A 16,635-nucleotide genomic window follows, 5' to 3' on the forward strand; every position below is an offset into this window, starting at 1 on the left:
GGGGCCCGGAGGAGGAGCGGGGTCAGTCGCGGGTGTGCCGGAGCCGCGCGGAGACCCAGCGGGCCCTCCGGCGGAGAATGCGGGGAATGCCCATTTCCTGAGGGGGGCCGTGATGACCCGGGTCCTGCGGCACGCCCCTCTCACGGCTGTTCAGCGCTGCGGCCGAGCGGCGATTGCGTGCTACGTCACTGTAGTCGTGCGTCCAGCCCATACCCCGACGTGTGCCCGTGCCTCATGGTCGGTAATCGCGCTCAGGGGCCCCAATTGGCCTATGCGCGAGGCAATTGGCGTTCGTAGGACAGGCGTTCGTATGAACCCGTCGACGATCCGCCTCACGGGCCGTCGGCGATGCGCCTCACGGGCCGTCAGCGATCGGGCTCGGGGTCCTTCAGCCAGTTCACGAGCTCCGTCGAGAACGCCACCGGGTCCTCCTCGTGCGGGAAGTGGCCGAGCCCGTCGAACAGCCGCCAGCGGTACGGCGCTTCGACGTACTCGCCCGAGCCCGCCGCGCTCCTCGTCCGCATCACGGGGTCGAGCGAACCGTGCAGATGCAGCGTCGGCACCCGCACCGGGCGCTTCATGCGGCGGTTGAACTGGATGCCGTCGGGGCGTGCCATCGACCGGACCATCCAGCGGTACGGCTCGATCGAGCAGTGCGCCGTCGACGGGATGCACATCGCCCGCCGGTACGTCTCGACCGCCTCGTCGTCCGGCAGGCCGGGCCCGGACCAGTCCCGCACCAGACGGCCCACCAGGGCCCCGTCGTCGGCGACGAGTTGACGCTCCGGCACCCAGGGCCGCTGAAAGCCCCACACGTACGACGCCGACGCGGTCTGCTTGCGGTCCGACAGCATCGCCGAACGCCAGCGCCGCGGATGCGGCATCGAGGAGACGGCGAGGCGGCGCACCAGCTTGGGCCGCATCACGGCCGCCGTCCACGCGAGGTACCCGCCCAGGTCGTGCCCGACGAGCGCGGCGTCCGGCTCACCCAGGGAACGTACGACACCGGTGATGTCGAGAGCGAGGTTCGCCGGGTCGTAGCCGCGAGGCGTGCGGTCGCTGCCGCCCACGCCCCGCAGGTCCATCGCGACGGCCCGGAAACCGGCGTCCGCGAGCGCCACCATCTGGTGCCGCCACGTCCACCAGAACTGCGGGAAACCGTGCAGGAGCAGGACCAGCGGCCCGTCCCCCATCTCGGCGATGTGGAAGCGCGCGCCGTTGGCGGCCACATCCCGGTGGGTCCAGGGTCCCTCGATGCGTACGACCGAGGCGGAGGATTGGGCCGATTGGGCGGCGGGGTCCGTCATGAGGACGAGCGTGCCACAGTGGCCCCCGTCTCACCGATTCGTACGTCGACGGCACCCGTGGGGCCCACTGCGCGGGGATGCGGCTTGACGTTCCCCAGTACGGCAGCCGTCTCCTTGGCCGAAGCGGCGACCTTCTGCGGGCCCTTGCCCTTCTTGGCCTTCTTCGCGAAGACGACGCCGATCAGCGCGAGCAACCCGGCCACCAGCACGTTCGCGGCGAAGGACAGCAGGAAGCAGACGGCGAGGTTCCAGCCGCTCCAGGTACGGATGCCGTACGCGAGCGCGAAACTCAGCATCGGCAGCGAGAAAATGAGGACCGCTCCGGCCGCGGCGAACGCGCCGCCGCCGATCGCACCGCGCTTCACGTCCTGCCGCAGCTGCGCCTTGGCCAGCGCGATCTCGTCGTGGACCAGCGCGGACATCTCACCGGTCGCCGTGGCGACCAGTTGGCCGAGGCTGCGCTCGGCGCCGACGGGGCCGTCGGGTGAGCTCATCGCGTTCTCCCCTTTTTCTCTTCTGATCTCTTCTGAGAAGTGTCTGCTCAGATCATGCCGGACCGTTGCCATCCTCGCGTTCCCCACCCGCTACTTCGGCAAGCCTTCGGTGTTCCGCGGCCTTCTTCTCGTAGATGGCGGCCATCCGATGGTGGTACTCCGGGTCGTCCATCTCGTAGATGTCGGGGACACCGCTGAGGTCGTCGTCGCGCTCCTCGTCCTCCCACAGCTTGCGGTACCTGGCGTTGCGCATCTTCAGCAGGATCCCGGAGAACAGCGCCGCGATGAGAGAGCCGGTCAGGACGGCCGCCTTGATCTCATCGGTGAGCAGCGGATCCTCGGTGAAGGCGAGCTCGCCGATCAGCAGCGAGACGGTGAAGCCGATGCCCGCCAGTGAGGCGACGGCGAACACATCGGGCCAGGCCAGGTCGTCGTTCAGCTCCGCCTTGGTGAAGCGCGCAGCGAGCCAGGTGCCGCCGAAGATGCCGACGGCCTTGCCGACCACCAGGCCGAGGACCACGCCGAGCGTCTCCGGCTGGGTGAAGACGTCGCCGAGCGCGCCACCCGTGACCACGACTCCGGCGCTGAACAGGGCGAACAGCGGCACGGCCAGGCCCGCGGAGAGGGGACGTACGAGATGTTCGATGTGCTCGCCGGGGGAGTGCTCCTCGCCGGCGTCCTCCTTGTGGCAGCGCAGCATCAGGCCCATGGCGACGCCCGCGATGGTGGCGTGGATGCCGCTGTTGTACATCAGGCCCCAGATGGCGAGCGCCAGCGGAACGTAGATGTACCAGCCGCGCACCCGCTTCCTGAGCAGCAGCCAGAACACGACGAGGCCGAGGACGGCGCCGCCGAGCGCGGCGAAGTTGAGGTCGCTGGTGAAGAAGACCGCGATGATCAGGATCGCGAAGAGGTCGTCGACGACGGCGAGGGTGAGCAGGAAGGCGCGGAGCGCGGACGGCAGCGAGGTGCCGATGACGGCGAGGACCGCGAGCGCGAAGGCGATGTCGGTGGCGGTCGGTACCGCCCAGCCGTCCAGTGAGCCGCCGCCCGCGGTGTTGGTGAGGAAGTACACGAGCGCGGGCACGGCCATGCCGCAGAGCGCCGCGACGACGGGCAGTGCCGCCGCCCTGGGGTCGCGCAGGTCGCCCGCGACCAGTTCACGCTTGAGTTCGATGCCGGCCACGAAGAAGAAGACGGCGAGCAGCCCGTCGGCCGCCCAGTGCTGGACGGAGAGGTTGAGGCCGAGCGAGCCGGGGCCGAGGTGGAAGCTCCGGACGGAGTCGTACGATCCGCCGGCCGTGTTGGCCCAGATCAGCGCGGCGACGGCGGCGACGAGCAGCAGGACACCACCGACGGTCTCGGCGCGCAGGGCTTCCGCGACGAAGTTCCGCTCGGGGAGGGAAAGGCGTCCGAGCACCTTGCGGTCGTTCTTGCTGGGGACGGGCGCGGACACGTGAGTCGACCTCCGGTCGGGTAGGCAGGGCTGAGCACATGCCGACCAGACTTCCCGGCGCACCTTGGTACTTCTCGCGCGTCGTACCGCCGTGTGATCTTGTCGCGACGTTGACGCGTTCCTTAGCTTACCTAACGTACGCCCGGACGAATCCAGTGATCTTCACCTTAAGTGCAAAAAGGGCACCCGGCGCGCTTGGCGCCGGGTGCCCTTGCCGTCTGGCGGAGGGAATCAGTCCTCGCTGGGAGCGGCCGGAAGCTTCGTCTGGATGAGGTCCATCACGGAGGAGTCGGTGAGCGTGGTGACGTCACCCAGCTCGCGGTTCTCCGCGACGTCCCGCAGCAGACGGCGCATGATCTTGCCGGACCGGGTCTTCGGCAGTTCGGCCACCGGCAGGACCCGCTTCGGCTTCGCGATCGGGCCGAGCGTGGCGCCCACGTGGTTGCGCAGGTCCGCGACGAGCCCCTCGTCCTCGGCGTTCGCCGTGCCGCGCAGGATCACGAACGCCACGATGGCCTGGCCCGTCGTCTCGTCCGCCGCGCCCACGACCGCCGCCTCGGCGACCGCCGGGTGCGAGACGAGCGCCGACTCGACCTCCGTGGTGGAGATGTTGTGGCCGGAGACGAGCATCACGTCGTCCACTCGGCCGAGCAGCCAGATGTCGCCGTCCTCGTCCTTCTTGGCCCCGTCGCCGGCGAAGTACTTGCCCTCGAAACGCGACCAGTACGTGTCGATGAACCGCTGGTCGTCGCCCCAGATGGTGCGCAGCATCGACGGCCACGGCTCGGTCAGGACCAGGTAACCGCCGCCGCCGTCCGGCACCTCGTTCGCCTCGTCGTCGACGACGGTGGCGGAGATGCCCGGCAGGGCGCGCTGGGCGCTGCCCGGCTTGGTCTCGGTCACACCCGGCAGCGGCGAGATCATCATCGCGCCGGTCTCGGTCTGCCACCAGGTGTCCACGATGGGACAGCGGTCGCCGCCGATGTTCTTGCGGTACCAGATCCACGCCTCGGGGTTGATCGGCTCACCGACCGACCCGAGCACCCGCAGGCTGCTCAGGTCGAACTTCGCGGGGATGTCGTCGCCCCACTTCATGAAGGTGCGGATGGCCGTGGGCGCCGTGTAGAGGATGCTGACCTCGTACTTCTGGATGATCTCCCAGAAGCGGCCCTGGTGCGGGGTGTCGGGGGTGCCCTCGTACATCACCTGCGTCGCACCGTTCGCCAACGGGCCGTACGTGATGTACGAGTGGCCGGTGACCCAGCCGATGTCGGCCGTGCACCAGTAGACGTCGGTCTCCGGCTTGAGGTCGAAGACGGCGTGGTGGGTGTACGCCGCCTGCGTGAGGTAGCCGCCGGAGGTGTGCAGGATGCCCTTCGGCTTTCCGGTGGTGCCCGAGGTGTAGAGGATGAAGAGCGGGTGCTCCGCGTCGAAGGCCTCGGGGGTGTGCTCGGCGGACTGCTTCCGCGTGATCTCGTGCCACCACACGTCGCGGCCCTCGGTCCACGCCACGTCCTGCTTCGTGCGCTGTACGACGAGGACGTGCCGGACGCCGTCGACGCGGCTCACGGCCTCGTCCACGGCGGGCTTGAGCGCGGAGGGCTTGCCCCGGCGGTACCCGCCGTCGGAGGTGATGACGACCTTGGCGTCGGCGTCCTTGATGCGGGCGGCGATGGCGTCCGCGGAGAAGCCGCCGAAGACCACCGAGTGGGCGGCGCCGATGCGGGCGCAGGCCAGCATCGCGACGACCGCCTCGGGGATCATCGGCAGATAGACGGCGACGCGGTCGCCCTTCTGGACGCCCAGCTCGGTCAGGGCGTTGGCGGCGCGGCCGACCTCGTCCTTCAGCTCGGCGTAGGTGATTGCCCGGCTGTCGCCGGGCTCACCCTCGAAGTGGATCGCGACGCGGTCGCCGTTGCCCGCCTCCACGTGGCGGTCGACGCAGTTGTACGCGACGTTGAGCTTCCCGTCGGCGAACCACTTGGCGAACGGCGGGTTCGACCAGTCGAGCGTCTCGGTCGGCTCCGTGGCCCAGGCCAGCCGACGGGCCTGCTCGGCCCAGAAGCCGAGCCGGTCAGCCTTGGCCTGTTCGTACGCCTCCGCCGTGACGTTGGCGGCGGCCGCCAGCTCCGCCGGCGGCGCGAAGCGACGCTCCTCCTTCAAGAGGTTGGCCAGGCTTTCGTTGCTCACGACATCTCCCTTGCGCTGCTTTGCCGGAGGCGACCGTTGTGTCCGAAGCCACAGCTCATCAGACACAACCCGTGGTGACAAGGGTCTGCCGAAAATTGGTTTAGACCTTTACTCGTGCGTGCCCGACGGGTCACCCGGTGGGGTGACCCGTCGGGAGCATGCGGCGGGGTTGCCCGTCGGGATCATGCAGCGGGGTGGCCCGGAGGGGTCACCCGGACGGAGTTCGCTCGACCTCGGCCTGCGCTGTGGGCGCCACCTGGTCGAAGACCTCGTCGGGAAGCGGCTCGGCGCCGCTGCCCTCCGTCAGCAGATAGGACTGCGCCTCACCGACGTGGAAGTACATACCGTGCAGTTCAAGATCACCTTCGGCAAGTCGGCGCGCCACCGACTCGTGCGCCCTCAAGTGCTCCAGTTGCTGCACGACATTGGTGAGGCAGAGCTGCTCGACCGCGTCGGCGGGCGCGCGTCCGGCGAGACGTGCCCACGCCCTGTCCTGCGCGCCCATGCGCTCCAGGCTCGGCAGGCCGTGCCGCAGCCACCGCTTCAGCGGCGTCTGGGCGCCGCCCGGCGGTGTGTTGAGCAGCGCCTGCATGGCGCCGCACCCGGAGTGCCCGCACACGGTGATGGACCGCACCTTCAGGACATCCACCGCGTACTCGATGGCGGCGCCCACCGAGTCGTCCCCGCTCTCGGCCCCCGGCAGCGGCACCAGGTTGCCCACATTGCGGACGACGAAGAGGTCACCGGGACCGCTCGACGTGATCATCGACGTGACGACGCGGGAGTCCGCGCAGGTCAGGAAGAGCTGAGCGGGCTGCTGCCCCTCACGCGCGAGCCGGGCCAGCTCGCCCCGCACATGTGGTGCCGTGTTCCGCTGGAAGGCGCTGATCCCGCTGGCCAGTTGGTGCCCGCTGGGCCGGCGCCCCTCCTGTCCCTCCTGACGCTCCTCCTGCGGCCGGTCGCAGTGGTGGTTGCGCCACGGCGCCCACGGCCTGCAACAGGAGTGGGAGGCACCCACCAGCTCGCGGCTCCCCGGCCCCGAGCCCCCGGCGGGCACGGAGATACGGGTCCCGGCGCGGCCGGTGACCTCGACGCTGCCGCCGTGCGCGGTGTGCGCGTCCTGCCAGCACTGCAGCGATTCGTACGCGGCGTGGTCCATGAAGGATCCGTCCAACTCCACGATCACGTCGGCCCCGTGGGGCACCTGGTGCAGTGCTTTGCTGAGGCGCGGCACCGCGAGGAACGTCAACTGGCCGCGCACCCGCACGTGATGGACGCCGTCGTCCTCGCAGTGGGTGATGCGGGTGCGGGCGAGCCGGTGCAGCGAGACGCCCACGGCGACGGCGACGCCGAGCGCCACGCCTTCGAGGACGCCGAGGAAGACCACGCCGAGGCTCGTGACGGCGTAGACCACGATCTCGCGGTGTCGCGTGATGGTGCGGATGTGGTTGAGGCTGACCATCTGGATGCCGACGACCATGACGAGCGCGGCAAGGGCGGCGAGGGGGATCAGTTCCAGGACGGGCACCAGGAGCAGTGAGGCGACCACTACCCAAACGCCGTGCAGCATCGTGGAGTTCCGGCTCACGGCGCCCGCCCGGATGTTGGCCATGCTGCGCACGGCGACTCCGGCGACGGGGAGCCCGCCGAGTGACCCGGACACGATGTTCGCCGCGCCCTGGCCGAGCAGCTCGCGGTCGAGGTCGGAGCGGCGCACGCCCGGGTGGAGCTCGGCCTGCCCGGCGATGACCTTGTCGACGGCGACGGCCCCGAGCAGCGACTGCACGCTGCACACCAGCGTGATGGTGAGCACGGCGGCGACGAGGCCGAGCGCGGGCCCTTCCGGCAGCCCGACGAGCGCGTGGCTGCGCCAGGACGGCAGGTCGACCTCGTCGACCCGCAGCCCGGCCAGCGCGGACACGGCTGTCGCGGCGGCGACGGAGACGAGGGCCGCGGGCAGGACGCGGGTGAAACGCCCGGCCCGCCCGGGAATCCGTGGCCAGAGCAGCAGGATCGCCAGGGTGAGCAGGCTGATCGTCAGGGCAGCCAGATGCAGGTCGGCCAGTTGGGCGGGGAGCGCCCGCAGGTTGTCGAGCACGGCGCTCTGCGGGGTGCCGCCGAGCACGATGTGCAGCTGGGCGACGGCGATGGTGACCCCGATGCCGGTCAGCATGCCGTGGACGACGGCGGGGCTGACGGCGAGCGCGGTGCGGGCCACGTGCAGGCGGCCGAGCCCGAGTTGGGCGATTCCGGCCATGACCGTGATGGCGCATGTGGTCTGCCAGCCGTACCGGTGGATGAGGTCGGCTGTGACGACGGTGAGGCCGGCGGCGGGGCCGCTGACCTGCAGCGGTGATCCGCCGAACGCTCCGGCGAGGATGCCGCCGACGGCGGCGGCGACGAGGCCCGCCTGGAGCGGTGCTCCGGTGGCGAGGGCGATGCCCAGCGACAGCGGCAGGGCGATCAGGAAGACGGCGATCGACGCGGAGAGGTCGGCACCGGCGATGCGGAACCTCTTGCCGGGTGGCGGGGCGTGGGGGTTGTTGGCGCGAGGCGTGTGAGCCGAGTCAGGGGTGCGAGTGGGGACGCAGGCAGACATGTTTCCCGTCTCCTCCGGGGCAGCGCGGTCGCGGGACAAGGGGTCCTCCGGAGGTCTCCGGAGGGCATTGCGCGGCCGTGGGTCACGGCGTGCAGCGGCGGGATTTCTCAACTCTCGGTAAACGGATCGTAATCCAGAGTAAAGGTCTGGGACGGATTTTCAGGGCAAATGGTGCAATCGGTCACCCTGATGAGTGAATAAAGAATTTAATCGGCTCGTCGGAACATCGGATTCCGTATGCCGTGCGAGGTTCGGTCCGAACTGTCCCGACTTGCACGGAAGTAGGTGGGCGGAACATGGCCGCCACCCGGAGGATCACCGCGAGCCTGACCGCCCTGGCGGCATGCGGAGCGGCACTGGCCGGCTGCGCCGACGGCAGCACCGGAGCGAAGGAAGGCGCACAGGGTCCGAAGAAGGGCGCCGGTGCCCACGCCCCCAAGAACGCCGTCCGCCTGATCGGTGACGGCTCCACGGCGTTCACCGGCAAGCAGCCGCATCTGCCCAGACCCGCCCGCCTGAAGCCGGGCCAGAAGCCCCCGCAGTTCGTCGTCTTCTCCTGGGACGGGGCGGGGGAGGACAGTCAGAAGCTGTTCTCGCACTTCCGCAAGGTCGCCAAGCGGAACGACGCGACGATGACGTACTTCCTGAGCGGCGTGTACATGCTCCCCGAGGGGAAGCGGAAGCTCTACAAGCCGCCGCAGCACATGGCGGGCAGCTCGGACATCGGCTTCAACGACCGCAAGGGAATCAAGGACACCGTGGAGCAGCTCCGCGGCGCCTGGCTCGAGGGCAACGAGATCGGCACGCACTTCAACGGCCACTTCTGCGGCAAGGGCGGCGGCGTGGGCGAGTGGTCCGTCGAGGACTGGAAGGACGAGATCAATCAGGCGAAGTCCTTCGTGAAGGCCTGGAAGACCAACACCGGCTCGAAGAAGGCGCAGCCCCTGCCCTTTGACTACGACAAGGAACTGATCGGCGCCCGCACGCCCTGCCTCGAAGGCCAGAAGAACTTCATGCGGGCCGCCCGCGAACTCGGCTTCCGCTACGACACCAGCGGCGTCAACAACCAGGTCTGGCCCAAGAAGAAGGAAGGGCTGTGGGACCTGTCGATGCAGCTCGTGCCGGTTCCCGGCCGCAAGTTCGAGACGCTCACCATGGACTACAACTTCATGGTCAACCAGTCCGGTTCGACCTCGCACGGTGATCCGTCCCAGCACGAGTACTGGGGCGACCAGATGCGGGACGGCCTCCTCCAGGGCTTCGAACGCGCCTACAAGGGCAACCGCGCGCCGCTGATCATCGGCAACCACTTCGAGTCCTGGAACGGCGGCACGTACATGCGCGCCATCGAGGAGACCATCGAGGCGGTCTGCACCAAGCGCGACGTGCGCTGTGTCTCCTTCCGGCAGCTCGCGGACTGGCTCGACGCGCAGGACCCGAAGGTCCTCGCGAAGCTGACCGGGCTGCCGGTCGGCAAGGCGCCGAAGGAAGGCTGGACGGCGTTCCTCTCCGCGCAGCCCGCACCGGCCCCGAAGGGCGTCCCGGGCGCTCCGGCGGAGAAGCGGTAGCGCCCGGCGTCACGGTCCGGGCCTGGATTTCGGGCTTGGATTCCGATCGTTTCCGGGCTCAGGCCGTGGCGGTCATGTGCTCGCGGAGCACTCAGGCCGTGGCGGTCATGCGCTCGCGGAGCACGAAGTCGGGGTCGACCTGGGCGGCCAGGTCCGCTCCCGTCCGTTCGTTGCCCCAACTCTGCGCGTTCTTCAGGTGGAAGTGGACCATCTGGCTGGTGTACCGCTCCCAGTCCCGGCGTTCGTACGAGGCGTCGACCGCTCCCTGCAGTGCCTGCAGGGAGCGGCGGTTCTCCTCCTCCAGGAGCTCGAAGCGCGGCGGACGCCCCTTCTCCATGGCGCGCACCCAGTCCGAGTGTCCGACGGTCACCAGGAGGTCGTCCCCGACCTGCTCGCGCAGGAAGTCGACGTCGTCCTGGCCCTGCACCTTGTTGCCGACGACCGCGAGGCTCACGCCGAAGTCGCGGGCGTACTCCTTGTACTGGCGGTAGACGGAGACCCCCTTCTTCGTCGGTTCGGCCACCAGGAACGTCATGTCGAACCGGGTGAACATGCCGGAGGCGAAGGAGTCCGAACCTGCGGTCATGTCCACGACCGCGTACTCGTCGCGGCCGTCGACGAGGTGGTTCAGGCAGAGCTCCACCGCTCCGGTCTTGGAGTGGTAGCAGGCGACACCGAGGTCGGCTTCGGTGAACTGCCCGGTGACCATCAAACGGACGGTGGCGTCGTCGAGTTCCACGGTCCGCGCGCACGCGTCGAACACGGGGTTGTCCTCGCGCACCCGCAGAAGCCGCGAGCCCTCGCCGGGCGGCGTCGTCTTGATCATCGTGTCCGCCGAGGCGATGCGCGGATTGGAGCCCCGCAGATACTCCTTGATGAGTGGCAGGCGCGCCCCCAGGGCGGGCAGTTCGGCGGCCTCCGCCTCGTCGAGGCCCAGGGCGGGTCCCAGGTGCTGGTTGATGTCGGCGTCCACCGCGATGACGGGCGCGCCGGTGCCGGCGAGGTGCCGGATGAAGAGCGAGGACAGCGTGGTCTTGCCGCTGCCGCCCTTCCCTACGAAAGCGATTTTCATAACCACAAAGCGTAGCGGCTCGCTCACCCTGCGTGGGTCGCGCGCGTGAAGAAGACCACTCCTTCGTGGAGCGAGGCCCGGAAGTACGTAGGGTCGTACTCATGAGTACGACAGCCGATCCTCTTGCCGCCCTCGGGGCACTTCCCGGCGTGGCCGACTCCGTGGACTCCGTGCGCAAGGCCGTGGACCGGGTCTACGGACACCGGGTCATGCGGCGCCGCAGCAACGAGATCACCTCGGAGGCCGCGCTGCGCGGCGCCCGGGGCTCGGCGGCGCTCTCCGGCGCCGACTGGGCGCTCGAAGAGGTGCGTCGGCGTACCGACTTCAGCGGTGACGGCGAGGAGCGCACGGTCGGCGCGGCGCTGCGACTCACCGCGGAGGCGGGCCAGCTCCTGTCCATCTGGCGGCAGTCGCCGCTGCGGGTCCTGGCGCGCCTCCATCTGGTCGCCGCGGCCGACTCCGCGGAGGGCGCGGGCCGCCCGCGGCTCGCCGGTGAGCCCGTCGACGAACCGCTGATCGAGCTTCCCGTGCCGGACGCGGACGAGGTGGCGGGCCGCCTGGAGGGACTTTCACAGCTGATCATCGCGGGCAGCGCGGCGCCGGCGCTGGTGACGGCGGCCGTCGTCCACGGCGAGCTGGCCAGCCTCCGCCCCTTCGGCTCGTACAACGGTCTGGTGGCGCGCGCGGCCGAACGCATCGTCCTGGTGGGCAGTGGGCTCGACCCGAAGTCGGTCTGCCCGGCCGAGGCGGGCTACGGCGAGCTGGGGCGTGCGGCCTACGTGGCGGCTCTCGACGGCTACGCGTCCGGCCGCCCTGAGGGCATGGCGGCCTGGATCGCCCACTGCGGCAAGGCGGTCGAACTCGGCGTCAGGGAGTCGACGGCGGTTTGTGAGGCGCTGCAGCGCGGGGCGGCGTGAGAAGCCAAGGGCGGGCGAGGGCCTGAACAGGGTTGCGGCGGTACGGAATCCGTACCGCCGCTGGCATGTTCACCGGGTTACCAAGCGTCCTCGAAATGTTGCCCATCAGGTCGGGACGTTGCCCGTCACCTGGTGCGGCTGGCCCGTAATCGACGGGTCGACGTCGCGTGGGTGCTCGATGTCCATGCTTCGGTCCGTGGGGCCTTTACTGCGTTTGAAGGTGATCCTCTCGGATGTCCTTGGTCTCGCGGGCCGTTGACTCCTTTGTACTCCTGTCCTGGGGTAAGCGGAAGTCCTGGCTGCACTTCTTTACTTTTAGGTTCAAATAGGCATGAACCGGGCAGGCCGTGCTCCGGGGCCGGCGGGGCGCGGTCAGCCCGCCGTCGCGCGGCGCCGGCTGGCGAACCAGACGAGACCCGCCGTGGCCGCTGCGGCGCCCACCGCCGCGGCTGCGACCAGCGCGGGGCGGCGCGGCGCGGGGATGCGCTGCTTCAGGCGCACCGGGCGGTGGAAGTCGAGGATCGGCCACGCGCGCGTGAGCGCCTCGCGGCGCAGCGCCCGGTCCGGATTGACGGCGAACGGGTGGCCGACCGCCTCCAGCATCGGCACGTCGGTCGCCGAGTCGCTGTAGGCGTAGCAGCGGTCGAGGTCGTACCCCTCCGATCGCGCGAGCTCCTTGACCGCCTCCGCCTTGGTGGGGCCGTACGCGTAGTACTCCACCTCGCCCGTGAAGCAGCCGTCGTCCCCGACCACCATGCGGGTCGCCACCACGCGGTCCGCGCCGAGGAGTTCCCCGATCGGCTCGACGACCTCGGCGCCCGATGTGGAGACGATGACGACGTCGCGGCCCGCGGTGTGGTGCTCCTCGATGAGGGACGCCGCCTCGTCGTAGATGATCGGGTCGATGAGGTCGTGCAGCGTCTCGGCGACGATCTCCTTGACCTGCTCCACGTTCCAGCCGCGGCACAGCGCGGACAGGTAGGAACGCATCCGTTCCATCTGGTCGTGGTCCGCGCCGCCCGCCAGGAACACGAACTGCGCGTACGCGGTGCGCAGTACCGCTCTACGGTTGATCAGGCCGCCTTGGTAGAACGACTTGCTGAAGGTGAGAGTGCTCGACTTCGCAATGACCGTCTTGTCCAGGTCAAAGAACGCGGCAGTGCGGGGCAGGGAGTGGTTTTCCACGAGGCCGAGCATAGGCGCCCACCATTCGGCGTAAGCTGAGGCGCGTGGGTTTGCCTGAGAAGGCTCTCGGGTACACCATGGAAGTCACGGATCGTTCGCGACCGTGCTAACCCGGTCTGGCTCCTCCCCCCCCGAGTCGGACCGTGGGGACGACCCCCGCTCTCCCCCCCGGCGGGGGTCGTCGCATGTCCGGATGGGTTTTTGAACCCTCCGTCGATCCTCCTTCGGCCCTTGAGTCGTTCTGGTCGCCGTCTCGACCGTCTCGCGCCTTGCCCAAGGTTCGTGACTGTGCGTAGTCGCGAGGCTGCTCTGTGGAAGCCATAGCGAAGGCTGCGGGATGTCACCGGTATGGGTGATGGGTTTATTCACAGGCTCCGCCTTGTCCACAGTTATTGACCAAGATCCACATGTTTTCCGGCGCCGTCGCACGCTGATTCCGCCCGTTCCACTCGCGAAGTTCATGGCCGGATTGCTTTGCCCGGTTCTTCGCGGATGACGAGCGCGGCATTAACAGGAGTCATGTGCCATGAGGGGGACGAGGATCGTGGGCGGAGTCTTTTCGAGTGACGTGGCCGCGCAGGCCGAGGGCGGGCCGGGTGGACCGCTGATCGTCACGGAGGACGTGGAGCTGCTGGATGACCTGCTGCGGCTGTGCGCCGCGGCGGGGGTACTCCCCGAGGTGCATCACGGGGGCCCCGAGCGCCGGGGGAGCTGGGACGCGGCCCCACTGGTTCTGGTCGGGGACGACGCGGCGGACCGGGTGCGCGGAGCCGTGCGACGGCGTGGCGTCGTGTTGGTTGGGCGGGATCAGGACGATCCCGGTGTCTGGCAGCGGGCGGTGGAGATCGGCGCCGACCACGTCCTCGTCCTGCCGGACGGTGAACAGTGGCTCGTGGACCGCATCGCCGACGTCGCCGAGGGCGTGGGGCGTCCCGCTCTCACCGTCGGCGTCATCGGCGGGCGCGGCGGGGCAGGGGCCTCCACCCTGGCCTGCGCCCTCGCCGTCACGGCGGCCCGCGAGGGGCGGCGCACGATGCTCGTCGACGCCGACCCCTTGGGTGGCGGCCTGGACGTCGTCCTCGGTGCCGAACAAGCCGAAGGGCTCCGCTGGCCGGCCTTCGCCGCCTCACGGGGCAGGGTCGGTGGCGGCGCGCTGGAGGAGTCACTGCCCCACATGCACGCGCTGCGGGTCCTGAGCTGGGACCGGGGAGAGGCGGTGGCGGTCGCCCCCGAGGCCGTGCGCGCCGTCGTCGCCGCGGCCCGGAGGCGCGGCGGCGCGGTGGTCGTGGACCTGCCGCGCCGCGTCGACGAGGCGGTCGCGGAGGCCATGGCCCAGGTGGACCTGGGGCTGCTCGTGGTCCCCGCTGAGCTGCGTGCCGTGGCGGGGGCCCGACGGGTGGCTTCCGCGGCGGGCATGGCACTGCGGGACCTACGGGTCGTGGTGGCGCGGGGCCCGGCACCAGGCGGGCTCGACGTCGAGGAGGTCGCGGGACTCCTCGGGCTTCCGCTGGCCGGGGAGGTGCCCTGGGATGCGGGCCTGACGGCGCAACAGGCCTCCGGGACGCCTCCGGGTGGTGTGGCACGCGGGCCGCTCGCACGGTTCTGCTCCGCCTTCTGGGGCCGGGTGCCGGCCGACGCCGTGGGCGGGGGCGTATGAGTGCCGTCGTGGGGGCCCGGATGCTGGACGGAGTGCGGCAGTGGCTCGCCGAGAGCGGCACCGAGCCGACCCCCGCCCGGGTCGCCGAGGCCCTGCGTGCCCAGGGGCGGGTGCTCGGTGACACGGAGATCCTCGGCGCGGCGGAGCAACTGCGCTCGGAACTGGTGGGGGCAGGCCCTCTGGAGCCACTGCTCGCGGACGCCTCCGTGACCGACGTGCTGGTCTCCGCACCCGACCGGGTGTGGGTGGACCGGGGCGGCGGCTTGGAGCTCACGGACATCACGTTCCGGGACGCCGCGGCCCTTCGCCGGCTCGCGCAGCGCCTCGCGGCCGTGGCGGGCCGCCGCCTCGACGACGCACGTCCCTGGGTGGACGCACGCCTCCCGGACGGCACCCGTCTGCACGCCGTCCTGCCGCCGGTGGCCGTCGGTTCGACGTGCCTCTCCCTGCGGGTCGTACGTCCCAAAGCCTTCACCCTCACGGAACTGGTCGAAGCGGGGACGATCCCGCCGAACGGCGACGGAATCCTGCGGTCCCTGCTCGAAGCCCGCCTCTCCTTCCTGATCAGCGGCGGCACCGGCACCGGCAAGACGACCCTGCTGAGCGCGCTGCTCAGCCTGGTCGGTCCCATGGAGCGGATCGTGCTCGCCGAGGACTCGGCGGAGTTGAAACCCGACCACCCGCACGTGGTGCGCCTGGAATCCAGGCCCGCGAACCAGGAAGGGGCAGGACTCGTCGGCCTGGACGACCTGGTGCGCCAAGCCCTGCGGATGCGCCCGGACCGCCTGGTCGTGGGCGAGGTGCGCGGTGCGGAGGTCGTGCACCTGCTGGCCGCGCTGAACACGGGGCACGAGGGAGGCTGCGGCACGGTTCACGCCAACGCCGCCGGGGACGTACCCGCCCGTCTGGAGGCCCTCGGCACGACCGCGGGCCTCGACCGTGCCGCCCTGCACAGCCAGATGGCGGCAGCCCTGTCCGTGGTGATCCATCTCGTACGCGACCGGACGGGCCGCCGCCGCATGGCCGAGGTGCACGTCCTGGAGCGGACCGCGTCGGGTCTGGTGGTGACGGTACCGGCACTGAGGTGGGGCGAACGGGGCTTCACCCGGGAGCGGGGCTGGAGCCGCCTGAACACCCTTCTCGCAGGCGGGGGCGAGGGCCGATGACCACGTTGACGGCTGTGTGGACAGCGGCGCTGACGATGGGCGCGGGGGCCGCGGTCTGGCTGCTGGGCCACCGGGACCAGGAGGCGAGCCGCCTCCGAAAGCTCCTGGCACCACACGCCCGGCAACCGTCCCCCATGCCGCGGTGGCAACAGCTGATCACGGCAGCCCGCGGCCGGTTGCGTCCCGAAGGGTGGTGCCTGGCGGCGGGGGCGACGGTGGCGCTGCTGGGTGAGTCGGTGGTGCCGCTCGCCGTCGGTGCGGCCGGGGTGCCATTGGCGGCGGGTGTACGACGGGCCCGGGACGCACGCCGGGAGCGGGAGTGGCGCAGGGCCGCCGTGATCGCGTGGCTCGGGGAGCTGGCGGCCGAGGTGCGGGTGGGCCGCCAGCCCGGAGATGCGCTGCGCCTGACGCTCCAGGACTCCGTCGACGCCGGCGCAGGCCCGGGAGCCGCCCGGAGCACGGTCCTGGCCGCGGCACGGTTCGGCGGTGATGTGCCGGGCGCGCTGCGCTCAGCGGCCCGGGAGCCGGGCGCCGAGGGCCTCCTGGGGCTGGCGGCGTGCTGGCGGGTCGCGGTGGACCGAGGCGCGGGTCTCGCCGCCGGGCTGGGCCGACTGGAGGCCGCCCTGCGCTCCGAACGCGACCAACGCGCAGACCTGCGGGCCCAACTGGCGGGCGCCCGGTCGACCGCCGTGATGCTGGCCGCCCTCCCCGTACTGGGCCTGTTGATGGGCAGCGCGCTGGGAGCGGAACCACTGCGGGTGCTGCTCCACACCGGACCGGGGCTGGCGTGCCTGGGCGTGGGCGGAGTCCTGGAGGGCGTCGGGGTGTGGTGGGCGCTGCGCATCGTGCGAAGGGCGGAGGAGCGGTGAACGTTGTCCACAGCCTGGGGGTGATGGTGTGGGTGGCCGCGGCCGTGCTCTGGCTGACGCTGACGGGTCTGGCCGCGCGCACGGAGAGGACACAGCGAAGGCGGGCGGAGAGAGCCTGGCCCCGAGCAAAGCCACCGGAGAGTGAAGACCGGAGG

The 16,635-nt window shown here is 70.6% G+C and carries 13 protein-coding genes; 5 read left to right on the forward strand and 8 right to left on the reverse strand.

Annotated elements, in window-relative coordinates; genetic code table 11:
• Window positions 1-22: 22 nt before the first annotated feature.
• The 6 genes from DEJ47_RS36990 to DEJ47_RS20510 all read right to left on the reverse strand — a co-directional run bounded on the left by DEJ47_RS36990 (window position 23) and on the right by DEJ47_RS20510 (window position 8,046).
• Window positions 23-211, reverse strand: a complete 189-nt coding sequence (locus tag DEJ47_RS36990) for a hypothetical protein (protein WP_150170380.1) — start codon at window positions 209-211, stop codon at window positions 23-25.
• Between the two features lie 154 nt (window positions 212-365).
• Window positions 366-1,307 (reverse strand): alpha/beta fold hydrolase, encoded by a 942-nt coding sequence (locus DEJ47_RS20490; protein ID WP_150170382.1) that lies wholly within the window; start codon window positions 1,305-1,307, stop codon window positions 366-368.
• A complete protein-coding gene (locus DEJ47_RS20495; RefSeq protein ID WP_150170384.1) occupies window positions 1,304-1,801 on the reverse strand; it encodes a phage holin family protein in 498 nt (165 codons plus the stop codon). The genes DEJ47_RS20490 and DEJ47_RS20495 overlap by 4 nt, the downstream gene beginning before the upstream one ends.
• A 52-nt stretch (window positions 1,802-1,853) precedes the next feature.
• Complete coding sequence (nhaA, locus tag DEJ47_RS20500) at window positions 1,854-3,257, reverse strand: Na+/H+ antiporter NhaA (protein ID WP_150170386.1); 1,404 nt, start codon at window positions 3,255-3,257, stop codon at window positions 1,854-1,856.
• Window positions 3,258-3,488: 231 nt separating this feature from the next.
• A complete protein-coding gene (gene acs, locus DEJ47_RS20505) occupies window positions 3,489-5,447 on the reverse strand; it encodes an acetate--CoA ligase (protein ID WP_150170388.1) in 1,959 nt (652 codons plus the stop codon).
• A gap of 208 nt (window positions 5,448-5,655) precedes the next feature.
• Entirely contained in the window at window positions 5,656-8,046 is a 2,391-nt protein-coding gene (locus DEJ47_RS20510; protein WP_150170390.1) for a bifunctional SulP family inorganic anion transporter/carbonic anhydrase, read from the reverse strand.
• Between the two features lie 296 nt (window positions 8,047-8,342).
• Here DEJ47_RS20510 and DEJ47_RS20515 point away from each other — a divergent pair, with 296 nt between their 5' ends.
• Window positions 8,343-9,614, forward strand: a complete 1,272-nt coding sequence (locus DEJ47_RS20515) for a hypothetical protein (RefSeq protein ID WP_150170392.1) — start codon at window positions 8,343-8,345, stop codon at window positions 9,612-9,614.
• A gap of 91 nt (window positions 9,615-9,705) precedes the next feature.
• On the opposite strand, the gene DEJ47_RS20520 is transcribed toward DEJ47_RS20515, so the two are convergent.
• Window positions 9,706-10,686 (reverse strand): ATP-binding protein, encoded by a 981-nt coding sequence (locus tag DEJ47_RS20520; RefSeq protein WP_150170394.1) that lies wholly within the window; start codon window positions 10,684-10,686, stop codon window positions 9,706-9,708.
• Window positions 10,687-10,787: 101 nt separating this feature from the next.
• On the opposite strand from DEJ47_RS20520, the gene DEJ47_RS20525 reads away from it, so the two are divergent.
• On the forward strand, window positions 10,788-11,603 hold the full coding sequence (locus DEJ47_RS20525; RefSeq protein ID WP_150170396.1) for an oxidoreductase: 816 nt from the start codon (window positions 10,788-10,790) through the stop codon (window positions 11,601-11,603).
• Window positions 11,604-11,975: 372 nt separating this feature from the next.
• On the opposite strand, the gene DEJ47_RS20530 is transcribed toward DEJ47_RS20525, so the two are convergent.
• On the reverse strand, window positions 11,976-12,800 hold the full coding sequence (locus DEJ47_RS20530) for an HAD family hydrolase (RefSeq protein ID WP_150170398.1): 825 nt from the start codon (window positions 12,798-12,800) through the stop codon (window positions 11,976-11,978).
• Between the two features lie 514 nt (window positions 12,801-13,314).
• On the opposite strand from DEJ47_RS20530, the gene ssd reads away from it, so the two are divergent.
• From ssd to DEJ47_RS20545, 3 genes are read left to right on the forward strand one after another with little or no spacing between them, the layout of a single operon-like run.
• Entirely contained in the window at window positions 13,315-14,445 is a 1,131-nt protein-coding gene (gene ssd / locus DEJ47_RS20535; RefSeq protein ID WP_150170400.1) for a septum site-determining protein Ssd, read from the forward strand.
• Window positions 14,442-15,611: a TadA family conjugal transfer-associated ATPase gene (locus DEJ47_RS20540; RefSeq protein WP_150170402.1), complete on the forward strand. Its 1,170-nt coding sequence runs from the start codon at window positions 14,442-14,444 to the stop codon at window positions 15,609-15,611. The genes ssd and DEJ47_RS20540 overlap by 4 nt, the downstream gene beginning before the upstream one ends.
• Window positions 15,608-16,480 (forward strand): type II secretion system F family protein, encoded by an 873-nt coding sequence (locus DEJ47_RS20545; RefSeq protein ID WP_223828423.1) that lies wholly within the window; start codon window positions 15,608-15,610, stop codon window positions 16,478-16,480. The genes DEJ47_RS20540 and DEJ47_RS20545 overlap by 4 nt, the downstream gene beginning before the upstream one ends.
• Window positions 16,481-16,635: the final 155 nt, after the last annotated feature.

It is taken from the genome of Streptomyces venezuelae (genome assembly GCF_008642355.1).
Classification (GTDB): Bacteria; Actinomycetota; Actinomycetes; order Streptomycetales; family Streptomycetaceae; genus Streptomyces; species Streptomyces venezuelae_B.

What these genes read in the sequence shown, in the direction of transcription:
- DEJ47_RS20525 (WP_150170396.1), top strand. Translation starts at nt 10,788, where the DNA reads ATGAGTACGACAGCCGATCCTCTTGCCGCCCTCGGGGCACTTCCCGGC.
- ssd (WP_150170400.1), top strand. Translation starts at nt 13,315, where the DNA reads ATGAGGGGGACGAGGATCGTGGGCGGAGTCTTTTCGAGTGACGTGGCC.
- DEJ47_RS36990 (WP_150170380.1), bottom strand. Translation starts at nt 211, where the DNA reads ATGGGCTGGACGCACGACTACAGTGACGTAGCACGCAATCGCCGCTCG.
- DEJ47_RS20540 (WP_150170402.1), top strand. Translation starts at nt 14,442, where the DNA reads ATGAGTGCCGTCGTGGGGGCCCGGATGCTGGACGGAGTGCGGCAGTGG.
- DEJ47_RS20545 (WP_223828423.1), top strand. Translation starts at nt 15,608, where the DNA reads ATGACCACGTTGACGGCTGTGTGGACAGCGGCGCTGACGATGGGCGCG.
- DEJ47_RS20510 (WP_150170390.1), bottom strand. Translation starts at nt 8,046, where the DNA reads ATGTCTGCCTGCGTCCCCACTCGCACCCCTGACTCGGCTCACACGCCT.
- DEJ47_RS20495 (WP_150170384.1), bottom strand. Translation starts at nt 1,801, where the DNA reads ATGAGCTCACCCGACGGCCCCGTCGGCGCCGAGCGCAGCCTCGGCCAA.
- DEJ47_RS20515 (WP_150170392.1), top strand. Translation starts at nt 8,343, where the DNA reads ATGGCCGCCACCCGGAGGATCACCGCGAGCCTGACCGCCCTGGCGGCA.
- DEJ47_RS20490 (WP_150170382.1), bottom strand. Translation starts at nt 1,307, where the DNA reads ATGACGGACCCCGCCGCCCAATCGGCCCAATCCTCCGCCTCGGTCGTA.
- DEJ47_RS20520 (WP_150170394.1), bottom strand. Translation starts at nt 10,686, where the DNA reads ATGAAAATCGCTTTCGTAGGGAAGGGCGGCAGCGGCAAGACCACGCTG.
- DEJ47_RS20530 (WP_150170398.1), bottom strand. Translation starts at nt 12,800, where the DNA reads ATGCTCGGCCTCGTGGAAAACCACTCCCTGCCCCGCACTGCCGCGTTC.